The following is a 15504-nucleotide window of genomic DNA, read 5'->3' on the forward strand; positions in this document are numbered from 1 at the left end:
CGAAGTCGCCCTTTTTAATGATCAAGCAGAACTTAGTTCTGTTTGGCCATTGCCTGGCGCAGCAGTGCCGCCATGGTGGTGTCGCCAGCAGGAGCTTCTTCAGCCTTCAGGCTTTGGATAGCTTCTTTCTCTTCAGCATCGTCTTTCGACTTGATGGAGAGCTGGATTACGCGGCTCTTGCGATCAACGCTGATGATCTTGGCTTCTACTTCCTGGCCTTCTTTCAGAACGTTGCGCGCGTCTTCAACGCGGTCACGGCTGATTTCGGAGGCTTTCAAAGTCGCTTCGATATCGTCGGCCAGAACGATGATGGCGCCTTTGGCGTCAACTTCTTTCACAGTACCTTTAACGATTGCGCCTTTGTCGTTCTCTTGAACGTACTCGGAGAACGGATCGCTTTCCAGTTGCTTGATACCCAGGGAGATACGCTCACGCTCTGGGTCAACCGACAGGATAACGGTGTCCAGCTCGTCGCCCTTCTTGAAACGACGTACGGCTTCTTCGCCCACTTCGTTCCAGGAGATGTCGGACAGGTGAACCAGACCGTCGATGCCGCCGTCCAAACCAATGAAGATACCGAAATCGGTGATCGACTTGATGGTGCCGGAGATTTTATCGCCCTTGTTGAACTGGCCAGAGAAATCTTCCCATGGGTTAGATTTGCACTGCTTGATGCCCAGGGAGATACGACGACGCTCTTCGTCGATGTCCAGAACCATAACTTCCACTTCGTCGCCGACTTGTACGACTTTCGAAGGGTGGATGTTCTTGTTGGTCCAGTCCATTTCCGAAACGTGTACCAGACCTTCAACGCCTTCTTCCAGCTCAGCGAAGCAGCCGTAGTCGGTCAGGTTGGTTACACGAGCGGTAACGCGAGTGCTTTCTGGGTAACGAGCTTTGATAGCAACCCATGGATCTTCGCCCAGTTGCTTCAGGCCCAGGGAAACACGGTTGCGTTCGCGATCGTATTTCAGAACCTTAACGTCGATTTCGTCACCAACGTTGACGATCTCGGAAGGATGCTTGATGCGCTTCCAAGCCATGTCGGTGATGTGCAGCAGGCCGTCCACGCCACCCAGATCGACGAATGCGCCGTAATCGGTGAGGTTTTTGACGATACCTTTGACTTGCTGGCCTTCCTGCAGGGATTCCAGCAGAGCTTCACGCTCGGCGGAGTTCTCGGCTTCCAGGACGCTGCGACGGGAAACGACAACGTTGTTGCGCTTCTGGTCCAGCTTGATGACCTTGAATTCCAGCTCTTTGCCTTCCAGGTGCGTGGTGTCGCGCACTGGACGGACGTCAACCAGGGAACCTGGCAGGAACGCACGGATGCCGTTAACGTCGACAGTGAAGCCGCCTTTAACCTTACCGTTGATAACGCCCTTGACCACTTCCTCAGCTGCGAAGGCTGCTTCCAGAACGATCCAGCACTCAGCGCGCTTGGCTTTTTCACGGGACAGCTTGGTTTCACCGAAGCCGTCTTCAACCGAATCCAGAGCAACGTGAACTTCGTCACCGACATTGATAGTCAGATCGCCAGCGTCGTTGTAGAACTGCTCAAGCGGGATGAGTGCTTCAGACTTCAGGCCAGCGTGAACGGTTACCCAGCGAGCTTGGTAATCGATATCAACGATAACACCGGTGATGATGGAGCCTGCCTGAAGGTTCAGGGTTTTTAGGCTTTCTTCAAAGAGTTCCGCAAAGCTTTCGCTCATTTTAATTCCTGTAAATGAGGGCGAAGGATACGCCCATCTCCACACCCCAGACGGTGTGGGTTAGTTTCATATAGAAGAAGCGTCGCAGGACTATGACTGGTCCCCTGCGGCCTTCTTGGTCACCCGGCGATATCGCGAATGGCGATCTCGCTCATGATGCGTTCAAGCACCTGATCGATGGACAACTCCGTGGAATCCAGTTGTATGGCGTCAGCCGCCGGCTTAAGCGGGGCTACCGCTCGCTGGGTATCACGCTCGTCGCGTGCACGGATCTCATCTAGCAGACTCGACAGACTAACACCCTCGACTTTGCCCTTCAACTGCAAATATCGACGGCGCGCTCTCTCCTCGGCACTGGCGGTCAGGAAAATTTTCAGCGGTGCATCAGGAAAAACCACCGTACCCATGTCGCGACCGTCGGCAACCAGGCCCGGCGCTTCCTGAAAAGCGCGCTGGCGCTGCAGCAGCGCCTCGCGTACGGCCGGCAGTGCGGCCACTTGCGAAGCGCCGGAACCGACGCTTTCAGTGCGGATGACGTCGCTGACTTCGTCGCCTTCCAGAATGATCCGCTGCAACTGACCGTCGGTCGCCGCAATGAATTGCACATCCAGATGAGCGGCGAGTTTTTTCAGCAGCTCTTCATTGGTCAGGTCGACACCATGATTGTGCGCCGCAAACGCCAGCAGACGATAAAGCGCACCGGAGTCCAGCAGATTCCAGCCCAGACGCTTGGCCAGAATCCCGGCTACGGTGCCTTTGCCCGAGCCGCTTGGCCCATCAATGGTGATGACCGGTGCAATGTTTTTCACGACTGAGCCTCTTGTGCCACACGAATACCGACCTGCCCGCACAGTGCGAGGAAGTTGGGGAACGACGTCGCGACGTTGGCGCAATCATGGATGCGGATCGGTGCAGTAGCGCGCAGCGACGCCACACTGAATGCCATCGCGATACGGTGATCGCCATGACCATGCACTTCGCCGCCGCCAATCTGGCCGCCGTCGATGATGATGCCGTCCGGGGTCGGCTGGCATTTGACGCCCAGAGCCAATAAACCGTCTGCCATGACCTGAATGCGATCCGATTCCTTGACCCGCAGCTCTTCGGCGCCAGTCAGCACGGTGCGCCCTTCGGCACAGGCAGCGGCGACGAACAACACCGGGAATTCGTCGATCGCCAACGGGACCAGCTCTTCCGGAATCTCGATACCTTTGAGTTTAGCTGCCCGCACGCGCAGATCAGCCACAGGCTCGCCGCCGACTTCACGCTGATTTTCCAGAGTGATATCCGCGCCCATCAGGCGCAGGATGTCGATCACGCCGGTACGGGTCGGGTTGATGCCGACGTGCTCAAGCACCAGCTCCGAGCCTTCAGCGATCGAGGCCGCGACCAGGAAGAACGCCGACGACGAGATGTCACCCGGGACTTCGATGTGAGTGGCAGTCAGTTTGCCGCCGGATTCAACCGAAGCCGTAGCGCCGTCAACGCTCACCGGGTAGCCGAAGCCGCGCAGCATGCGCTCGGTGTGATCGCGAGTCGGGGCCGGCTCGGTCACAGTGGTCTTGCCTTCAGCGTAAAGACCGGCGAGCAGCAGGCAGGATTTCACCTGAGCACTGGCTATCGGCATGGTGTAGGTCAGGCCTTTGAGTTTGTGCCCGCCACGAATGGTCATCGGTGGACGACCTTCAGCAGCGGTTTCAATCACGGCGCCCATTTCACGCAGTGGATTGGCCACGCGATTCATCGGACGCTTGGACAGCGAGGCATCGCCGGTCAAAGTGCTGTCGAAGTTCTGCGCAGCCAACAGGCCGGACAGCAGACGCATCGAGGTACCGGAGTTACCCAGATAGATCGGGCCCGGCGCCGGTTTCAGACCGTGCAGGCCGACACCGTGAATGGTTACGCGGCCGTGGTGCGGCCCTTCGATGACGACGCCCATGTCGCGGAACGCTTGCAAGGTCGCCAGAGCGTCTTCGCCCTCAAGGAAGCCTTCGACTTCGGTGACGCCTTCGGCCAGCGAACCGAGCATGATCGAACGGTGGGAAATGGATTTGTCGCCTGGTACGCGAATCCGACCGGACAGGCGGCCACCAGGTTGAGCCAGGAAGATCAGATCGTTGGAATTCATAGCGTCCACATAGGCCCTGCGGGCCAGGATTTTACTGAAATGCTCGCGGGCAACCCGGGCGCGCGTAAAGACGCCCAACAATTGGTGCCCATCCCCTGCATCGACCGCGTCGCGCAAGGCGTCGAGGTCGCTGCGAAATGTATCGAGTGTGCGCAGAACAGCCTCGCGGTTAGCGAGGAAGATGTCGTGCCACATCACCGGGTCGCTTCCGGCGATTCTTGTGAAATCGCGGAAACCGCCCGCAGCGTAACGGAAGATCTCAAGATTTTCATTGCGCTTGGCCAACGAATCAACCAGGCCGAAGGCCAGCAAATGCGGCAAATGGCTGGTCGCAGCCAGCACTTCATCGTGTCGCTCGACCTGCATGTGCTCGACGTCGGCACCCAATTCGCGCCACAGACGATCAACCACCGCCAACGCAGCCGGATCGGTTTGCTCAAGTGGCGTGAGGATAACCTTGTGGCGACGGAACAGTTCGGCATTGGAGGCTTCCACCCCACTCTGTTCGGAACCGGCAATCGGATGACCCGGCACGAAACGCGGCGGCATCGCGCCAAACGCTTCGGTGGCTGCGCGCACCACATTGCCTTTGGCGCTGCCGACATCAGTCAGAATCGCCTGCCCCAGATCCATGCCCGCCAACCGTGCGAGCACTTTTTCCATGGCCAGGATCGGCACCGCCAGTTGAATCACGTCAGCGCCCTGGCATGCAGCCGCCAAGTCATCTTCACAACGATCGACCACACCCAACTCGACCGCGAGCTTGCGCGATTGCGGATCGAGATCGACCCCGACCACTTCGCGGCAGATGCCGCTTTCACGCAAGCCTTTGGCAAACGAACCACCGATCAACCCCAGACCGACCACCACAAGGCGCCCGATCATAGGTGCAGCAGATTGCAGTGCAGTGACATCACCCACGAGCCAGAACCTTGCGCAGCGCTTCGAGGAAGCGGCTGTTTTCCGCCGGCAGACCGATGGTCACCCGCAGGTGGTTCGGCATGCCGTAGTTAGCCACCGGACGCACAATCACGCCTTCGCGCAGCAAGCCCTGGAAAATCGGGGCCGCGACCTGAGCGAGATCGACGCAGATAAAGTTGCCTTTGGATTCGATCCAGCTCAGGCCCAACTCACGGAAACCGGCCTGCAACTGCTGCATGCCCGCCTCGTTGAGTTGACGGCTTTGCGCCAGATATTCCTCATCCTTCAGCGCCGCACAGGCTGCCGCGAGGGCGAGACTGTTGACGTTGAACGGCTGGCGAACTCGGTTCAGCACATCAGCAACAACCGGAGTCGACAGACCGTAGCCAACACGCAATGCCGCCAGACCATAGGCCTTGGAGAACGTGCGCGATACCAGCAGATTCGGGTAAGCGGCAAGGAAATCCAGACCGTCCGGCAGATCGCTGCCTTCGGCGTATTCGATGTAAGCCTCGTCCAGCACTACCAGAACGTGCTCCGGAACATCCTGAAGGAATTCGTCCAGCGCTTCAGCGCCGAACCAGGTGCCGGTCGGGTTGTTCGGGTTGGCGATGAATACCACGCGGGTGTTGGCATCGATGGCCGCGAGCATCGCCGGCAGGTCATGCCCCCAATCCTTCGCCGGGACCACTTTGGCCTGGGCGCCGACCGCTTGAGTGGCGATCGGATACACCGCGAACGCGTGCTCACTGAACACCGCATTCAGGCCCGGCGCCAGATAGGCACGCGCGACCAACTCAAGAATGTCGTTGGAGCCGTTGCCCAAGGTAACCTGGTTCAGTTCGACACGGCATTGCTCGGCCAGCAGCGATTTCAATGCGAAACCGTTGCCGTCCGGATAACGAGTCAGCTCGGCCAGCTCTTCGCGGATCGCCGCCAAGGCTTTCGGGCTGGCACCCAACGGGTTTTCGTTGCTCGCCAGCTTGACGATTTTTGCCGGATCAAGATCCAGCTCGCGCGCCAGTTCGCCCACAGGCTTGCCCGGAACGTACGGCGAAAGTTGTTGCACGCCCGGCTGTGCCAGAGCGAGGAAGTTGCCACTCATTTGCTACCGCCCCTTAGAGAACTGCTTTCGGGTAGGAACCCAGCACTTTGAGTGCTACTGCTTCCTGACTGATCTTTTCCAGCACACCCTTGATCAACGGATCACGGTGGTGGCCGACGAAGTCGATGAAGAACACGTAGGTCCATTTGCCGCTGCGCGATGGACGCGTTTCGATGCGGGTCAGGTCGATCCCGTTGTCGTGGAACGGCACCAGCAGCTCGTGGAGCGCGCCGGGCTTGTTGCTCATCGACACGATGATCGAAGTCTTGTCGTCGCCGGTCGGCGGCACTTCCTGATTACCGATCATCAGGAAGCGCGTCGAGTTGTCGGGACGGTCTTCGATCTTCTCGGCCAGACGGGTCAGGCCATACAGCCCTGCGGCCATATCGCCGGCAATCGCCGCCGAGTTCCATTCGCCTTTGACCCGCTTGGCCGCTTCGGCGTTGCTGGAAACCGCCACGCGCTCGACATTCGGGTAATGCGCGTCCAGCCACTTGCGGCACTGAGCCAGCGACTGTGCGTGGGAATAGATGCGGCTGATGCTGTCGGTCTTGGTATTTTCACCGACCAACAAGTGATGGTGAATACGCAGCTCGACTTCGCCACAGATGACCATGTCGTGTTCGAGGAAGCTGTCCAGCGTGTGGTTGACCGCGCCCTCGGTGGAGTTTTCCACCGGCACCACGCCAAAATTCACCGCACCGGCCGCCACTTCACGGAACACTTCGTCGATCGCCGCCATTGGCTTGCTGATCACCGCGTGGCCGAAGTGCTTCATGGCCGCCGCTTGAGTGAAGGTGCCTTCAGGGCCGAGGTAAGCCACTTTCAGCGGCTGCTCCAGCGCCAGGCACGACGACATGATTTCGCGGAACAAACGCGCCATCTCTTCGTTGCCCAGCGGCCCCTGATTGCGCTCCATCACGCGTTTGAGCACCTGAGCTTCGCGCTCAGGACGATAGAACACCGGCACTTCGCCTTCGGCCAGCGAGGCCATCTTTACTCGCGCGACTTCCTGGGCGCAACGCGCACGCTCACTGATCAGCTCCATGACTTTAGTGTCCAGAGCATCAATGCGAACGCGCAGTGCCTTGAGTTCTTGCTCGGACATCAGCCGTGTTCCTTCTCGAATTCAGCCATGTACGCCACCAGCGCGTTGACCGCGGTGATGTCGACAGCGTTATAGATGGAGGCGCGCATGCCGCCCACGGAGCGGTGGCCCTTCAGATTGAGCAGGCCGCGCTCTTCGGCACCGACGAGGAACGGCTTGTCGAGACGATCATCGGCCAGACGAAACGGCACGTTCATCCACGAGCGATCCGACTTGTTGATCGGGTTGCTGTAGAGGCCGCTGGCGTCGATGAAGTCGTACAGCGTGCGCTGCTTGACGTCATTCAGCTTGGCGATCGCTTCAACGCCGCCCTGCTCTTTCAGCCACTGGAACACCAGGCCGGACAGGTACCAGGCCAGGGTCGGCGGGGTGTTGTACATCGAGCCGTTATCGGCCGCGACTTTGTAATCGAGCATGGTCGGGCACAGCGAACGCGCCTTGCCCAGCAAGTCTTCGCGGATGATGTTGACGACGATGCCGCTCGGGCCGATGTTCTTCTGCGCGCCGGCGTAGATCATGCCGAAACGCGAGATGTCGACCGGGCGCGACAGAATGTCCGAAGACATGTCAGCTACCAGCGGCACGTCGCCGGTTTCCGGGATCCACTGGAACTCCAGACCGCCGATGGTTTCGTTCGGCGCGTAGTGAACGTAAGCAGCGTCTTTCGACAGGTTCCACTCGTTCTGGCCCGGGATAGCGAAATAGTCGTAAGGCTTGGCGGTGGCGGCAACGTTGACGTGACCGTAGCGCGAGGCTTCTTCAATGGCTTTCTGCGACCAGATACCCGTATCGATGTAGTCGGCCGAGCCGCCTTCAGGCAACAGGTTCAGTGGAATCTGCGCGAATTGCTGGCTGGCACCACCTTGCAGAAACAGCACTTTGTAGTTCGACGGGATATTCAGCAGGTCACGCAGATCCTGCTCGGCCTGGGTGGCAATGGACACGAACTCATCGCTGCGATGGCTCATTTCCATGACCGACAGACCCTTGCCGTGCCAATCAAGGAGTTCACCCTGGGCACGTTGCAGGACAGCTTCAGGAAGCGCCGCAGGACCGGCGCAGAAGTTAAAGGCTCGCTTGCTCACATCCAATCTCGCTCTGATTTGGTGGTATCACGCAATAAATCACACTACCGATCAACACGGCCCTGTGGGAGCGAGCCTGCTCGCGAATGCATCACCGCGGTGTGTCAGAGGTACCGCAGCGCCTGCATTCGCGAGCAGGCTCGCTCCCACAGGGGATCTCCATGATGTCGAAATTTTATACCGGACAAATAACAAGGGGGCGAATTCTCATCCGCCCCCTCGTTTGTCCGCTTATTCTTGCGGTTCTTCGTCTGCTGCGGCGTCGAGTTGCTGGTCTTCACCGGCATCGTCGTTGACGACAGTGCCTTCGAATTCCTCGCCCTCTTCACCTTCAAGCTCTTCACCTTCGACTTCCGAAGGCTCCTGAACCCGCTCCAGCCCGACCAGGGTTTCATCCTTGGCCAGCTTGATCAGCGTCACACCCTGAGTGTTACGACCCAGGCTCGACACTTCGTCGACACGGGTACGCACCAGAGTGCCCTGATCGGAGATCAGCATGATTTCTTCGCCATCCTGCACCTGAACCGCGCCGACCAGACGGCCATTACGTTCGTTGCTGACCATGGCGATTACGCCCTGACCGCCACGTTTGTATTCAGGGAACTCGGTGATCGCCGTGCGCTTGCCGTAGCCGCGCTCGGAAGCGGTGAGGATTTCGCTGCCTTCTTCCGGAATCAGCATGGAGATCAGCTTCTGCCCTTCCGGCAGACGCATACCACGTACACCGCGGGCAGTACGGCCCATGGCGCGAACTTCGGATTCCTTGAAGCGCGTTACTTTGCCGCCGTCGGAGAACAGCATGATTTCCTGCTCGCCGTCGGTGATGGCAGCGGAGATCAGGATATCGCCTTCGTCCAGTTCCAGTGCGATCAGACCAACGCTGCGCTGACGGCTGAAGGCCACCAGAGGGGTCTTCTTCACGGTACCGTTAGCGGTCGACATGAAGATGAACGGTGCTTTCTTACGGTCAGCAGCCTTGATGCGAGCACGACGCTCTTCGTCGGTCTCGTTGCTGTTTTCGATCTCTTCTACATCAGCCTCGGCGCCTTCGGCCTCTTCTTCATCAGCCTGACGCTTCATGGCTTCAAGATCGACCGGCAGCATGGTGGTGATGTACTCGCCTTCGCTCAATGGCAGAAGGTTGACCAGCGGACGGCCACGGGCAGCGCGGGACGCTTCCGGAATCTCGTAGGTCTTGAGCCAATACACCTTGCCCTTGCTGGAGAACAGCAGCAGCGTGGTGTGGCTGTTGGCAACCAGCAGGTGAGCGATGTAGTCCTCATCCTTGACGCCGGTGGCCGACTTGCCTTTACCGCCACGACGCTGAGCCTGGTACGCAGCCAATGGCTGGGTCTTGGCGTAGCCACCGTGGGAGATGGTCACGACGCGCTCTTCTTCCGGGATCATGTCACCCAGGGTCAGGTCGAGACGGGCATCGAGAATTTCGGTGCGACGCACGTCGCCGTATTCGGCGCGGATCACTTCCAGCTCTTCGCGGATCACTTCCATCAGGCGCACAGCGCTGTTGAGGATGCGGATCAGCTCGCCGATCTGATTGAGGATCTCTTGATACTCAGCCAGCAGTTTTTCGTGTTCCAGACCGGTCAGACGGTGCAGGCGCAGTTCCAGAATGGCTTGCGCCTGTTCTGGCGACAGGAAGTACTTGCCTTCGCGCAGACCGTATTGCGGGTCGAGGTTTTCCGGACGGCACGAATCGGCACCGGCACGTTCAACCATCGCGACCACTGCCGAGGATTCCCACGGCGTGCTGATCAGCGCTTCTTTCGCTTCCGAAGGGGTCGGCGAGGCTTTGATCAGGGCAATAACCGGGTCGATGTTCGACAGGGCAACGGCCTGGCCTTCGAGAATGTGGCCACGCTCACGCGCCTTGCGCAGTTCGAACACAGTACGGCGGGTAACGACTTCGCGACGGTGACGGACGAAGGCTTCCAGCAGATCCTTGAGGTTCAGGATGCGTGGGCGGCCATCGATCAGCGCAACGATGTTGATGCCGAATACCGACTGCAGCTGGGTCTGGGCGTAGAGGTTGTTGAGGATCACCTCAGGCACCTCGCCGCGACGCAGTTCGATCACGACGCGCATACCGTCCTTGTCGGACTCGTCGCGCAGTTCGGTGATGCCTTCGAGCTTCTTCTCTTTGACCAGCTCGGCGATCTTCTCGATCAGACGTGCCTTGTTCAGCTGGTACGGCAGTTCGGTGATGACGATCTGCTGACGGCCACCGACCTTGTCGATGTCTTCAATGATCGAGCGGGCACGCATGTAAATACGCCCGCGGCCGGTGCGGTAGGCTTCGATGATGCCAGCGCGACCGTTGATGATCGCGGCGGTCGGGAAGTCCGGACCGGGGATGTATTGCATCAGCTCATCGACGGTCAGCTCAGGGTTGTCGATGAGCGCCAGGCAACCGTCGATGACTTCACCGAGGTTGTGCGGCGGAATGTTGGTCGCCATGCCCACGGCGATACCGCTGGAGCCGTTGACCAGCAGGTTGGGAATACGGGTCGGCATGACCGCCGGGATCATTTCGGTGCCGTCGTAGTTCGGCACCCAGTCCACGGTTTCCTTGTGCAGGTCAGCCAGCAGCTCGTGCGCCAGCTTGGTCATGCGTACTTCGGTGTATCGCATGGCCGCAGCGTTGTCGCCGTCGACCGAACCGAAGTTGCCCTGACCGTCTACCAGCAGGTAGCGCAGGGAGAAAGGCTGAGCCATACGAACGATGGTGTCGTACACGGCAGTGTCACCGTGCGGGTGATACTTACCGATCACGTCGCCGACAACACGGGCAGATTTCTTGTACGGCTTGTTGAAGTCGTTGCCCAGCTCGCTCATCGCGAACAGTACGCGACGGTGCACGGGCTTGAGGCCATCGCGCGCATCCGGCAGTGCACGGCCGACGATCACGCTCATCGCGTAGTCGAGGTAGGACTGTTTCAGCTCGTCTTCGATATTGACCGGGAGGATTTCTTTGGCCAGTTCGCCCATGAGAAGCCTGATTCCTTTTTCTGGTGAAACTTCGTCATATCCATGTGGGAGCAACGAAGCTCGTCGGGGCAGGCCGAGTGCCATGCGCCGACTTACGACAAATCAACAATCTGAAGAGTGGATTTGCGCAGTAAAGACAGCTCCGTGGAGCTGCCTCGGAAAACGCCGGATGTTATCACAAAGGCCGCCACGCACCTATCCCCCTGATGCGCATGGAGCATAGTTAGTTGACCGGTGACAGGCTTAACGGGGACGAGAGAGGCTCAGAGCTTCTTTGAATGCAGAAATGGGGCTCGGTTTAGCGATGTTTATTGACATTTAGGGGCACAAACACCTGTAGGAGGTGCCGAAGGCTGCGATCTTTTGATCCTGACCTGTAAAAAGCAAGATCAAAAGATCGCAGCCTTCGGCAGCTCCTACATTGAGCAGGCCAGCATCAATGCAGGCGTTTGCGGCACATCAACTGGGCCATTTTCGCGGTGTCCGGGCGCTCGACAATGCCTTTTTCGGTAACGATCGCGTCAATGAGATCCGCCGGCGTCACGTCAAACACCGGGTTGAACGCTTCAACGTCCGCACCGACCCGCTTGCCGCCGACTTCCAGCAACTCGGCACCATCACGTTCTTCGATCGGGATGTCGTCACCGCTGGCCAGATTCATGTCGATGGTCGAACTCGGCGCCACCACCATGAAACGCACGCCGTGGTGCATGGCGTTGACTGCCAGTTGATAGGTGCCGATCTTGTTTGCCACGTCACCGTTGGCGGTGATGCGATCCGCACCGACGATCACCCAGGTCACACCCTTGGTTTTCATGATGTGCGCAGCGGCGGAGTCGGCATTCAGCGTCACCGGGATACCTTCGTTGGCGAGCTCCCACGCAGTCAGGCGCGAGCCCTGCAGCCATGGACGGGTTTCGTCGGCATAAACACGTTCGACCATGCCTTCCAGATAAGCCGCACGAATCACCCCCAGCGCCGTGCCGAAACCGCCAGTGGCCAGCGCGCCTGTATTGCAGTGGGTCAGAATCGCCTGAGCATTGCCCTGGTGCTTGCGAATCAGGTCCACACCCAGTTGCGCCATGGTCAGGTTGGCTTCGCGGTCGCTTTCGTGAATGGCGATGGCTTCGGCCTCCAGCGCCGCCAGCGGATCGGCGTTTTCCTTCAGGCGGTCGAGGCGATCGTGCATGCGACCCAAGGCCCAGAACAGATTGACCGCTGTCGGACGAGAATCCGCCAGCAAGGCGAAATCCTCTTCCAGCGCCGCGTACCAGTCACCACCCTCAGCAATCCGCGTGCGCGCCGCGAGCACGATGCCATAGGCCGCACTGATGCCGATGGCCGGTGCGCCACGCACCACCATCGAGCGAATCGCCTCGGCCACGCCAGCGGCGCTGGTGTAGGCAATCCAGGTTTCCTCGAACGGCAAAATACGCTGATCCAGCAGGTGCAGCGCGCCGTCTCGCCAATCGATGGCCTTCACTTTCTCCGCAGCCAACAGTCGATCGCGCATCCCACACCCCGCACTCATGAACAAAAGCCGCCGATTATAGCGATCCCCCCGCGAAGACGCTCGGGTATACTTCGCCATCCTTTACAAAAGCACTGGAACCGACCCTCGATGCCGAAACCTGCCATTGCGCTCGACTTATTATTGCTGCCGACCTGGCTGGTACCCGTCGAACCTGCAGGCGTTGTGCTCAAAGAGCACGGCCTGGGCATCCGCGACGGTCGCATCGTGTTTATCGGCCCGCGCGCCGAAGCATTGAAGTGTAACGCCACGGAAATCCGCGAACTGCCGGATGTGCTGCTCGCCCCCGGCCTGATCAACGCTCATGGTCACGCGGCGATGACACTGTTCCGTGGCCTGGCCGATGATCTGCCGCTGATGACCTGGCTGGAAAACCACATCTGGCCGGCCGAGGCCAAATGGGTCGATGAAGCTTTCGTCCGTGACGGCACCGATCTGGCCATTGCCGAGCAGATCAAGGGCGGCATCACTTGCTTCTCGGACATGTATTTCTTTCCGAAAGTCGCCAGCGAACGCGTGCATAACAGCGGCATTCGCGCGCAAATCGCGATTCCGATCCTTGATTTCCCGATTCCGGGCGCCAGCAGTGCAGATGAAGCCATTCGTCAGGGCGTCGAGTTGTTCGGCGACTTGAAGCATCACGAACGGATCAAGATCACCTTTGGCCCTCATGCACCGTACACCGTCGGCGACGAGAACCTGGAGAAAATCCGCGTGATTGCCGAGGAACTGGACGCCTCGATCCACATGCACGTTCACGAAACCGCGTTCGAAGTTCAGCAGTCACTGGAGCAGCGCGGCGAACGTCCGCTGGCGCGCCTCGGCCGCCTCGGTCTGCTCGGCCCGCGCTTCCAGGCCGTGCACATGACTCAGATCAGCGAGGATGACCTGGCGTTGCTGGTAGAAAGCAACACCAGCGTGATTCATTGCCCGGAATCCAACCTGAAACTCGCCAGCGGCTTCTGCCCGGTCGAGCGTTTGTGGCAGGCTGGGGTGAATGTCGCGGTCGGCACCGATGGCGCCGCCAGCAATAACGATCTGGATCTACTCGGCGAAACCCGCACCGCCGCCCTGCTGGCCAAAGCCGTCGCCGGCTCCGCCACCGCGCTGGACGCTCATCGGGCACTGCGCATGGCCACCCTGAATGGCGCGCGCGCACTGGGGATCGAGACGCAAGTCGGTTCACTGGAAATAGGCAAAGCCGCCGACATCGTCGCTTTCGACCTGTCCGGCCTGGCGCAGCAACCGGTGTACGACCCGGTTTCGCAGCTTATCTATGCCACCGGTCGCGATTGCGTGAAACACCTGTGGGTCGCCGGCAAACAACTGCTCGACGACCGCCGCCTGACACGACTGGACGAAGAGCAACTGGGCGCCACTGCCCGGGCCTGGGGCCAGCGCATCAGCGGCCACACCGAATCGTAAACGCCCGGGCGCAAACGCCTGGGCTACAGCCTTTTTTCAAGTTTCAGAGGATTTAACATGAGCAACGTCGACCACGCCGAAATCGCCAAATTCGAAGCCCTGGCCCATCGCTGGTGGGACCGCGAAAGCGAATTCAAACCACTGCACGACATCAACCCGCTGCGGGTCAACTGGATTGACGAGCGGGTCAATCTGGCCGGCAAGAAAGTCCTCGACGTCGGTTGCGGCGGCGGCATCCTCAGCGAAGCCATGGCCCAGCGTGGCGCCACCGTAATGGGCATCGACATGGGCGAAGCGCCACTGGCAGTCGCGCAACTGCATCAGCTGGAATCCGGCGTCAGCGTCGAATACCGCCAGATCACCGCCGAAGCCCTGGCCGAAGAAATGCCCGAGCAGTTCGACGTGGTGACCTGTCTGGAAATGCTTGAGCACGTACCTGATCCATCGTCGGTGATCCGCGCCTGCTTCCGCATGGTCAAGCCCGGCGGCCAGGTGTTCTTCTCGACCATCAACCGCAACCCGAAGGCGTACCTGTTCGCCATCATCGGCGCCGAATACATCATGAAGCTGCTGCCGCGCGGCACCCATGACTTCAAGAAATTCATTCGCCCGTCCGAGCTGGGCGCCTGGAGCCGCATGGCCGGCCTGACCGTCAAGGACATCATCGGCCTGACCTACAACCCGCTGACCAAGCACTACAAACTGGCCAACGACGTTGACGTCAACTACATGATCCAGACCCTGCGCGAGGAATAAGCCGATGGCCATCAGAGCAGTTCTTTTCGACATGGACGGCACCCTGCTCGACACGGCGCCGGACTTCATCGCCATCTGTCAGGCGATGCGCGCGGATCGCGGCTTGCCGCCGATCAACGACAAGCACATCCGCGACGAGATTTCCGGCGGCGCCAAGGCCATGGTCGCGGTGACGTTCTCGATGGACCCGGAGTCGCCGGGCTTCGAAGAACTGCGTCTGGAGTTCCTCGAGCGCTATCTGGTCGGTTGCGCCGTACACAGCAAGCTGTTCGACGGCATGGGCGAACTGCTCGCCGACATCGAGAAGGCCAACCTGATCTGGGGCGTGGTGACCAACAAGCCGTTGCGCTTTGCCGAGCCGATCATGCAACAGTTGGGACTGTCCGAGCGTTCGGCGCTGCTGATCTGCCCGGATCACGTGAAAAACAGCAAGCCGGATCCGGAGCCGTTGATCCTTGCATGCAAAATGCTTGATCTGGATCCGGCGACGGTTCTGTTTGTCGGCGATGATCTGCGCGATATCGAATCGGGGCGCGATGCCGGTACGAAAACGGCGGCGGTGACATTTGGCTACATTCACCCGGACGACAACCCGCGGCATTGGGGCGCGGACGTGGTGGTGGACCATCCGTCGGAGTTGCGCAAGGTGCTCGATAGCGCGCTTTGCAGCTGCTGATCAACGTCAAAAGATCGCAGCCTGCGGCAGCTCCTCCAGAACAGTGAT

Annotated in this window: 11 protein-coding genes; 3 read left to right on the plus strand and 8 right to left on the minus strand. The window is 59.6% G+C overall.

The features are described 5' to 3' along the window. Positions 1–32 precede the first annotated feature (32 nt). The 8 genes from rpsA to mtnA form a co-directional block, all read right to left on the minus strand. The gene (gene rpsA / locus PspR84_RS20690; RefSeq protein WP_007908431.1) at positions 33–1715 is read right to left on the minus strand and encodes a 30S ribosomal protein S1; all 1683 of its coding nucleotides are present in this window, start codon (positions 1713–1715) and stop codon (positions 33–35) included. A 119-nt stretch (positions 1716–1834) separates the two neighbouring features. Continuing rightward, positions 1835–2524 carry a (d)CMP kinase gene (gene cmk / locus PspR84_RS20695; RefSeq protein ID WP_015093983.1) on the minus strand — a complete coding sequence of 230 codons (690 nt, stop codon included), beginning with the start codon at positions 2522–2524 and terminating at the stop codon, positions 1835–1837. Further along, entirely contained in the window at positions 2521–4728 is a 2208-nt protein-coding gene (locus tag PspR84_RS20700; RefSeq protein ID WP_238785329.1) for a bifunctional prephenate dehydrogenase/3-phosphoshikimate 1-carboxyvinyltransferase, read from the minus strand. Before PspR84_RS20700 ends, cmk begins: the two co-directional genes overlap by 4 nt. 28 nt (positions 4729–4756) lie before the next feature. Then, the gene (gene hisC, locus PspR84_RS20705) at positions 4757–5869 is read right to left on the minus strand and encodes a histidinol-phosphate transaminase (protein WP_160058956.1); all 1113 of its coding nucleotides are present in this window, start codon (positions 5867–5869) and stop codon (positions 4757–4759) included. 13 nt (positions 5870–5882) lie between these two features. Beyond that, entirely contained in the window at positions 5883–6977 is a 1095-nt protein-coding gene (gene pheA / locus PspR84_RS20710; protein WP_007908404.1) for a prephenate dehydratase, read from the minus strand. Continuing rightward, positions 6977–8062 carry a 3-phosphoserine/phosphohydroxythreonine transaminase gene (gene serC / locus PspR84_RS20715; protein ID WP_160058957.1) on the minus strand — a complete coding sequence of 362 codons (1086 nt, stop codon included), beginning with the start codon at positions 8060–8062 and terminating at the stop codon, positions 6977–6979. Before serC ends, pheA begins: the two co-directional genes overlap by 1 nt. 231 nt (positions 8063–8293) lie before the next feature. After that, positions 8294–11068 (minus strand): DNA gyrase subunit A, encoded by a 2775-nt coding sequence (gene gyrA, locus PspR84_RS20720; protein WP_034155294.1) that lies wholly within the window; start codon positions 11066–11068, stop codon positions 8294–8296. A 436-nt stretch (positions 11069–11504) separates the two neighbouring features. Then, positions 11505–12581, minus strand: coding sequence for an S-methyl-5-thioribose-1-phosphate isomerase (gene mtnA, locus PspR84_RS20725; protein ID WP_160058958.1), 1077 nt, complete (start codon positions 12579–12581; stop codon positions 11505–11507). A 108-nt stretch (positions 12582–12689) separates the two neighbouring features. Between mtnA and PspR84_RS20730 the strand changes: the two genes are divergently transcribed. The 3 genes from PspR84_RS20730 to mupP are packed head-to-tail and all read left to right on the plus strand — an operon-like array spanning position 12690 to position 15456. Then, positions 12690–14024 carry a TRZ/ATZ family hydrolase gene (locus PspR84_RS20730; protein ID WP_160058959.1) on the plus strand — a complete coding sequence of 445 codons (1335 nt, stop codon included), beginning with the start codon at positions 12690–12692 and terminating at the stop codon, positions 14022–14024. Positions 14025–14081: 57 nt separating this feature from the next. Further along, complete coding sequence (gene ubiG, locus PspR84_RS20735; RefSeq protein ID WP_007908399.1) at positions 14082–14780, plus strand: bifunctional 2-polyprenyl-6-hydroxyphenol methylase/3-demethylubiquinol 3-O-methyltransferase UbiG; 699 nt, start codon at positions 14082–14084, stop codon at positions 14778–14780. A 4-nt stretch (positions 14781–14784) separates the two neighbouring features. Next, positions 14785–15456: an N-acetylmuramic acid 6-phosphate phosphatase MupP gene (gene mupP / locus PspR84_RS20740; RefSeq protein WP_160058960.1), complete on the plus strand. Its 672-nt coding sequence runs from the start codon at positions 14785–14787 to the stop codon at positions 15454–15456. The last annotated feature ends 48 nt before the right edge of the window (positions 15457–15504 follow it).

This window comes from Pseudomonas sp. R84, assembly GCF_009834515.1.
Taxonomy (GTDB): Bacteria; Pseudomonadota; Gammaproteobacteria; order Pseudomonadales; family Pseudomonadaceae; genus Aquipseudomonas.

Excerpts from the sequence above, each read along its gene's own strand:
- rpsA (WP_007908431.1), bottom strand. The coding sequence starts at position 1,715 with ATGAGCGAAAGCTTTGCGGAACTCTTTGAAGAAAGCCTAAAAACCCTG.
- PspR84_RS20700 (WP_238785329.1), bottom strand. The coding sequence starts at position 4,728 with ATGATCGGGCGCCTTGTGGTGGTCGGTCTGGGGTTGATCGGTGGTTCG.
- hisC (WP_160058956.1), bottom strand. The coding sequence starts at position 5,869 with ATGAGTGGCAACTTCCTCGCTCTGGCACAGCCGGGCGTGCAACAACTT.
- pheA (WP_007908404.1), bottom strand. The coding sequence starts at position 6,977 with ATGTCCGAGCAAGAACTCAAGGCACTGCGCGTTCGCATTGATGCTCTG.
- gyrA (WP_034155294.1), bottom strand. The coding sequence starts at position 11,068 with ATGGGCGAACTGGCCAAAGAAATCCTCCCGGTCAATATCGAAGACGAG.
- mtnA (WP_160058958.1), bottom strand. The coding sequence starts at position 12,581 with ATGCGCGATCGACTGTTGGCTGCGGAGAAAGTGAAGGCCATCGATTGG.
- PspR84_RS20730 (WP_160058959.1), top strand. The coding sequence starts at position 12,690 with ATGCCGAAACCTGCCATTGCGCTCGACTTATTATTGCTGCCGACCTGG.
- ubiG (WP_007908399.1), top strand. The coding sequence starts at position 14,082 with ATGAGCAACGTCGACCACGCCGAAATCGCCAAATTCGAAGCCCTGGCC.
- mupP (WP_160058960.1), top strand. The coding sequence starts at position 14,785 with ATGGCCATCAGAGCAGTTCTTTTCGACATGGACGGCACCCTGCTCGAC.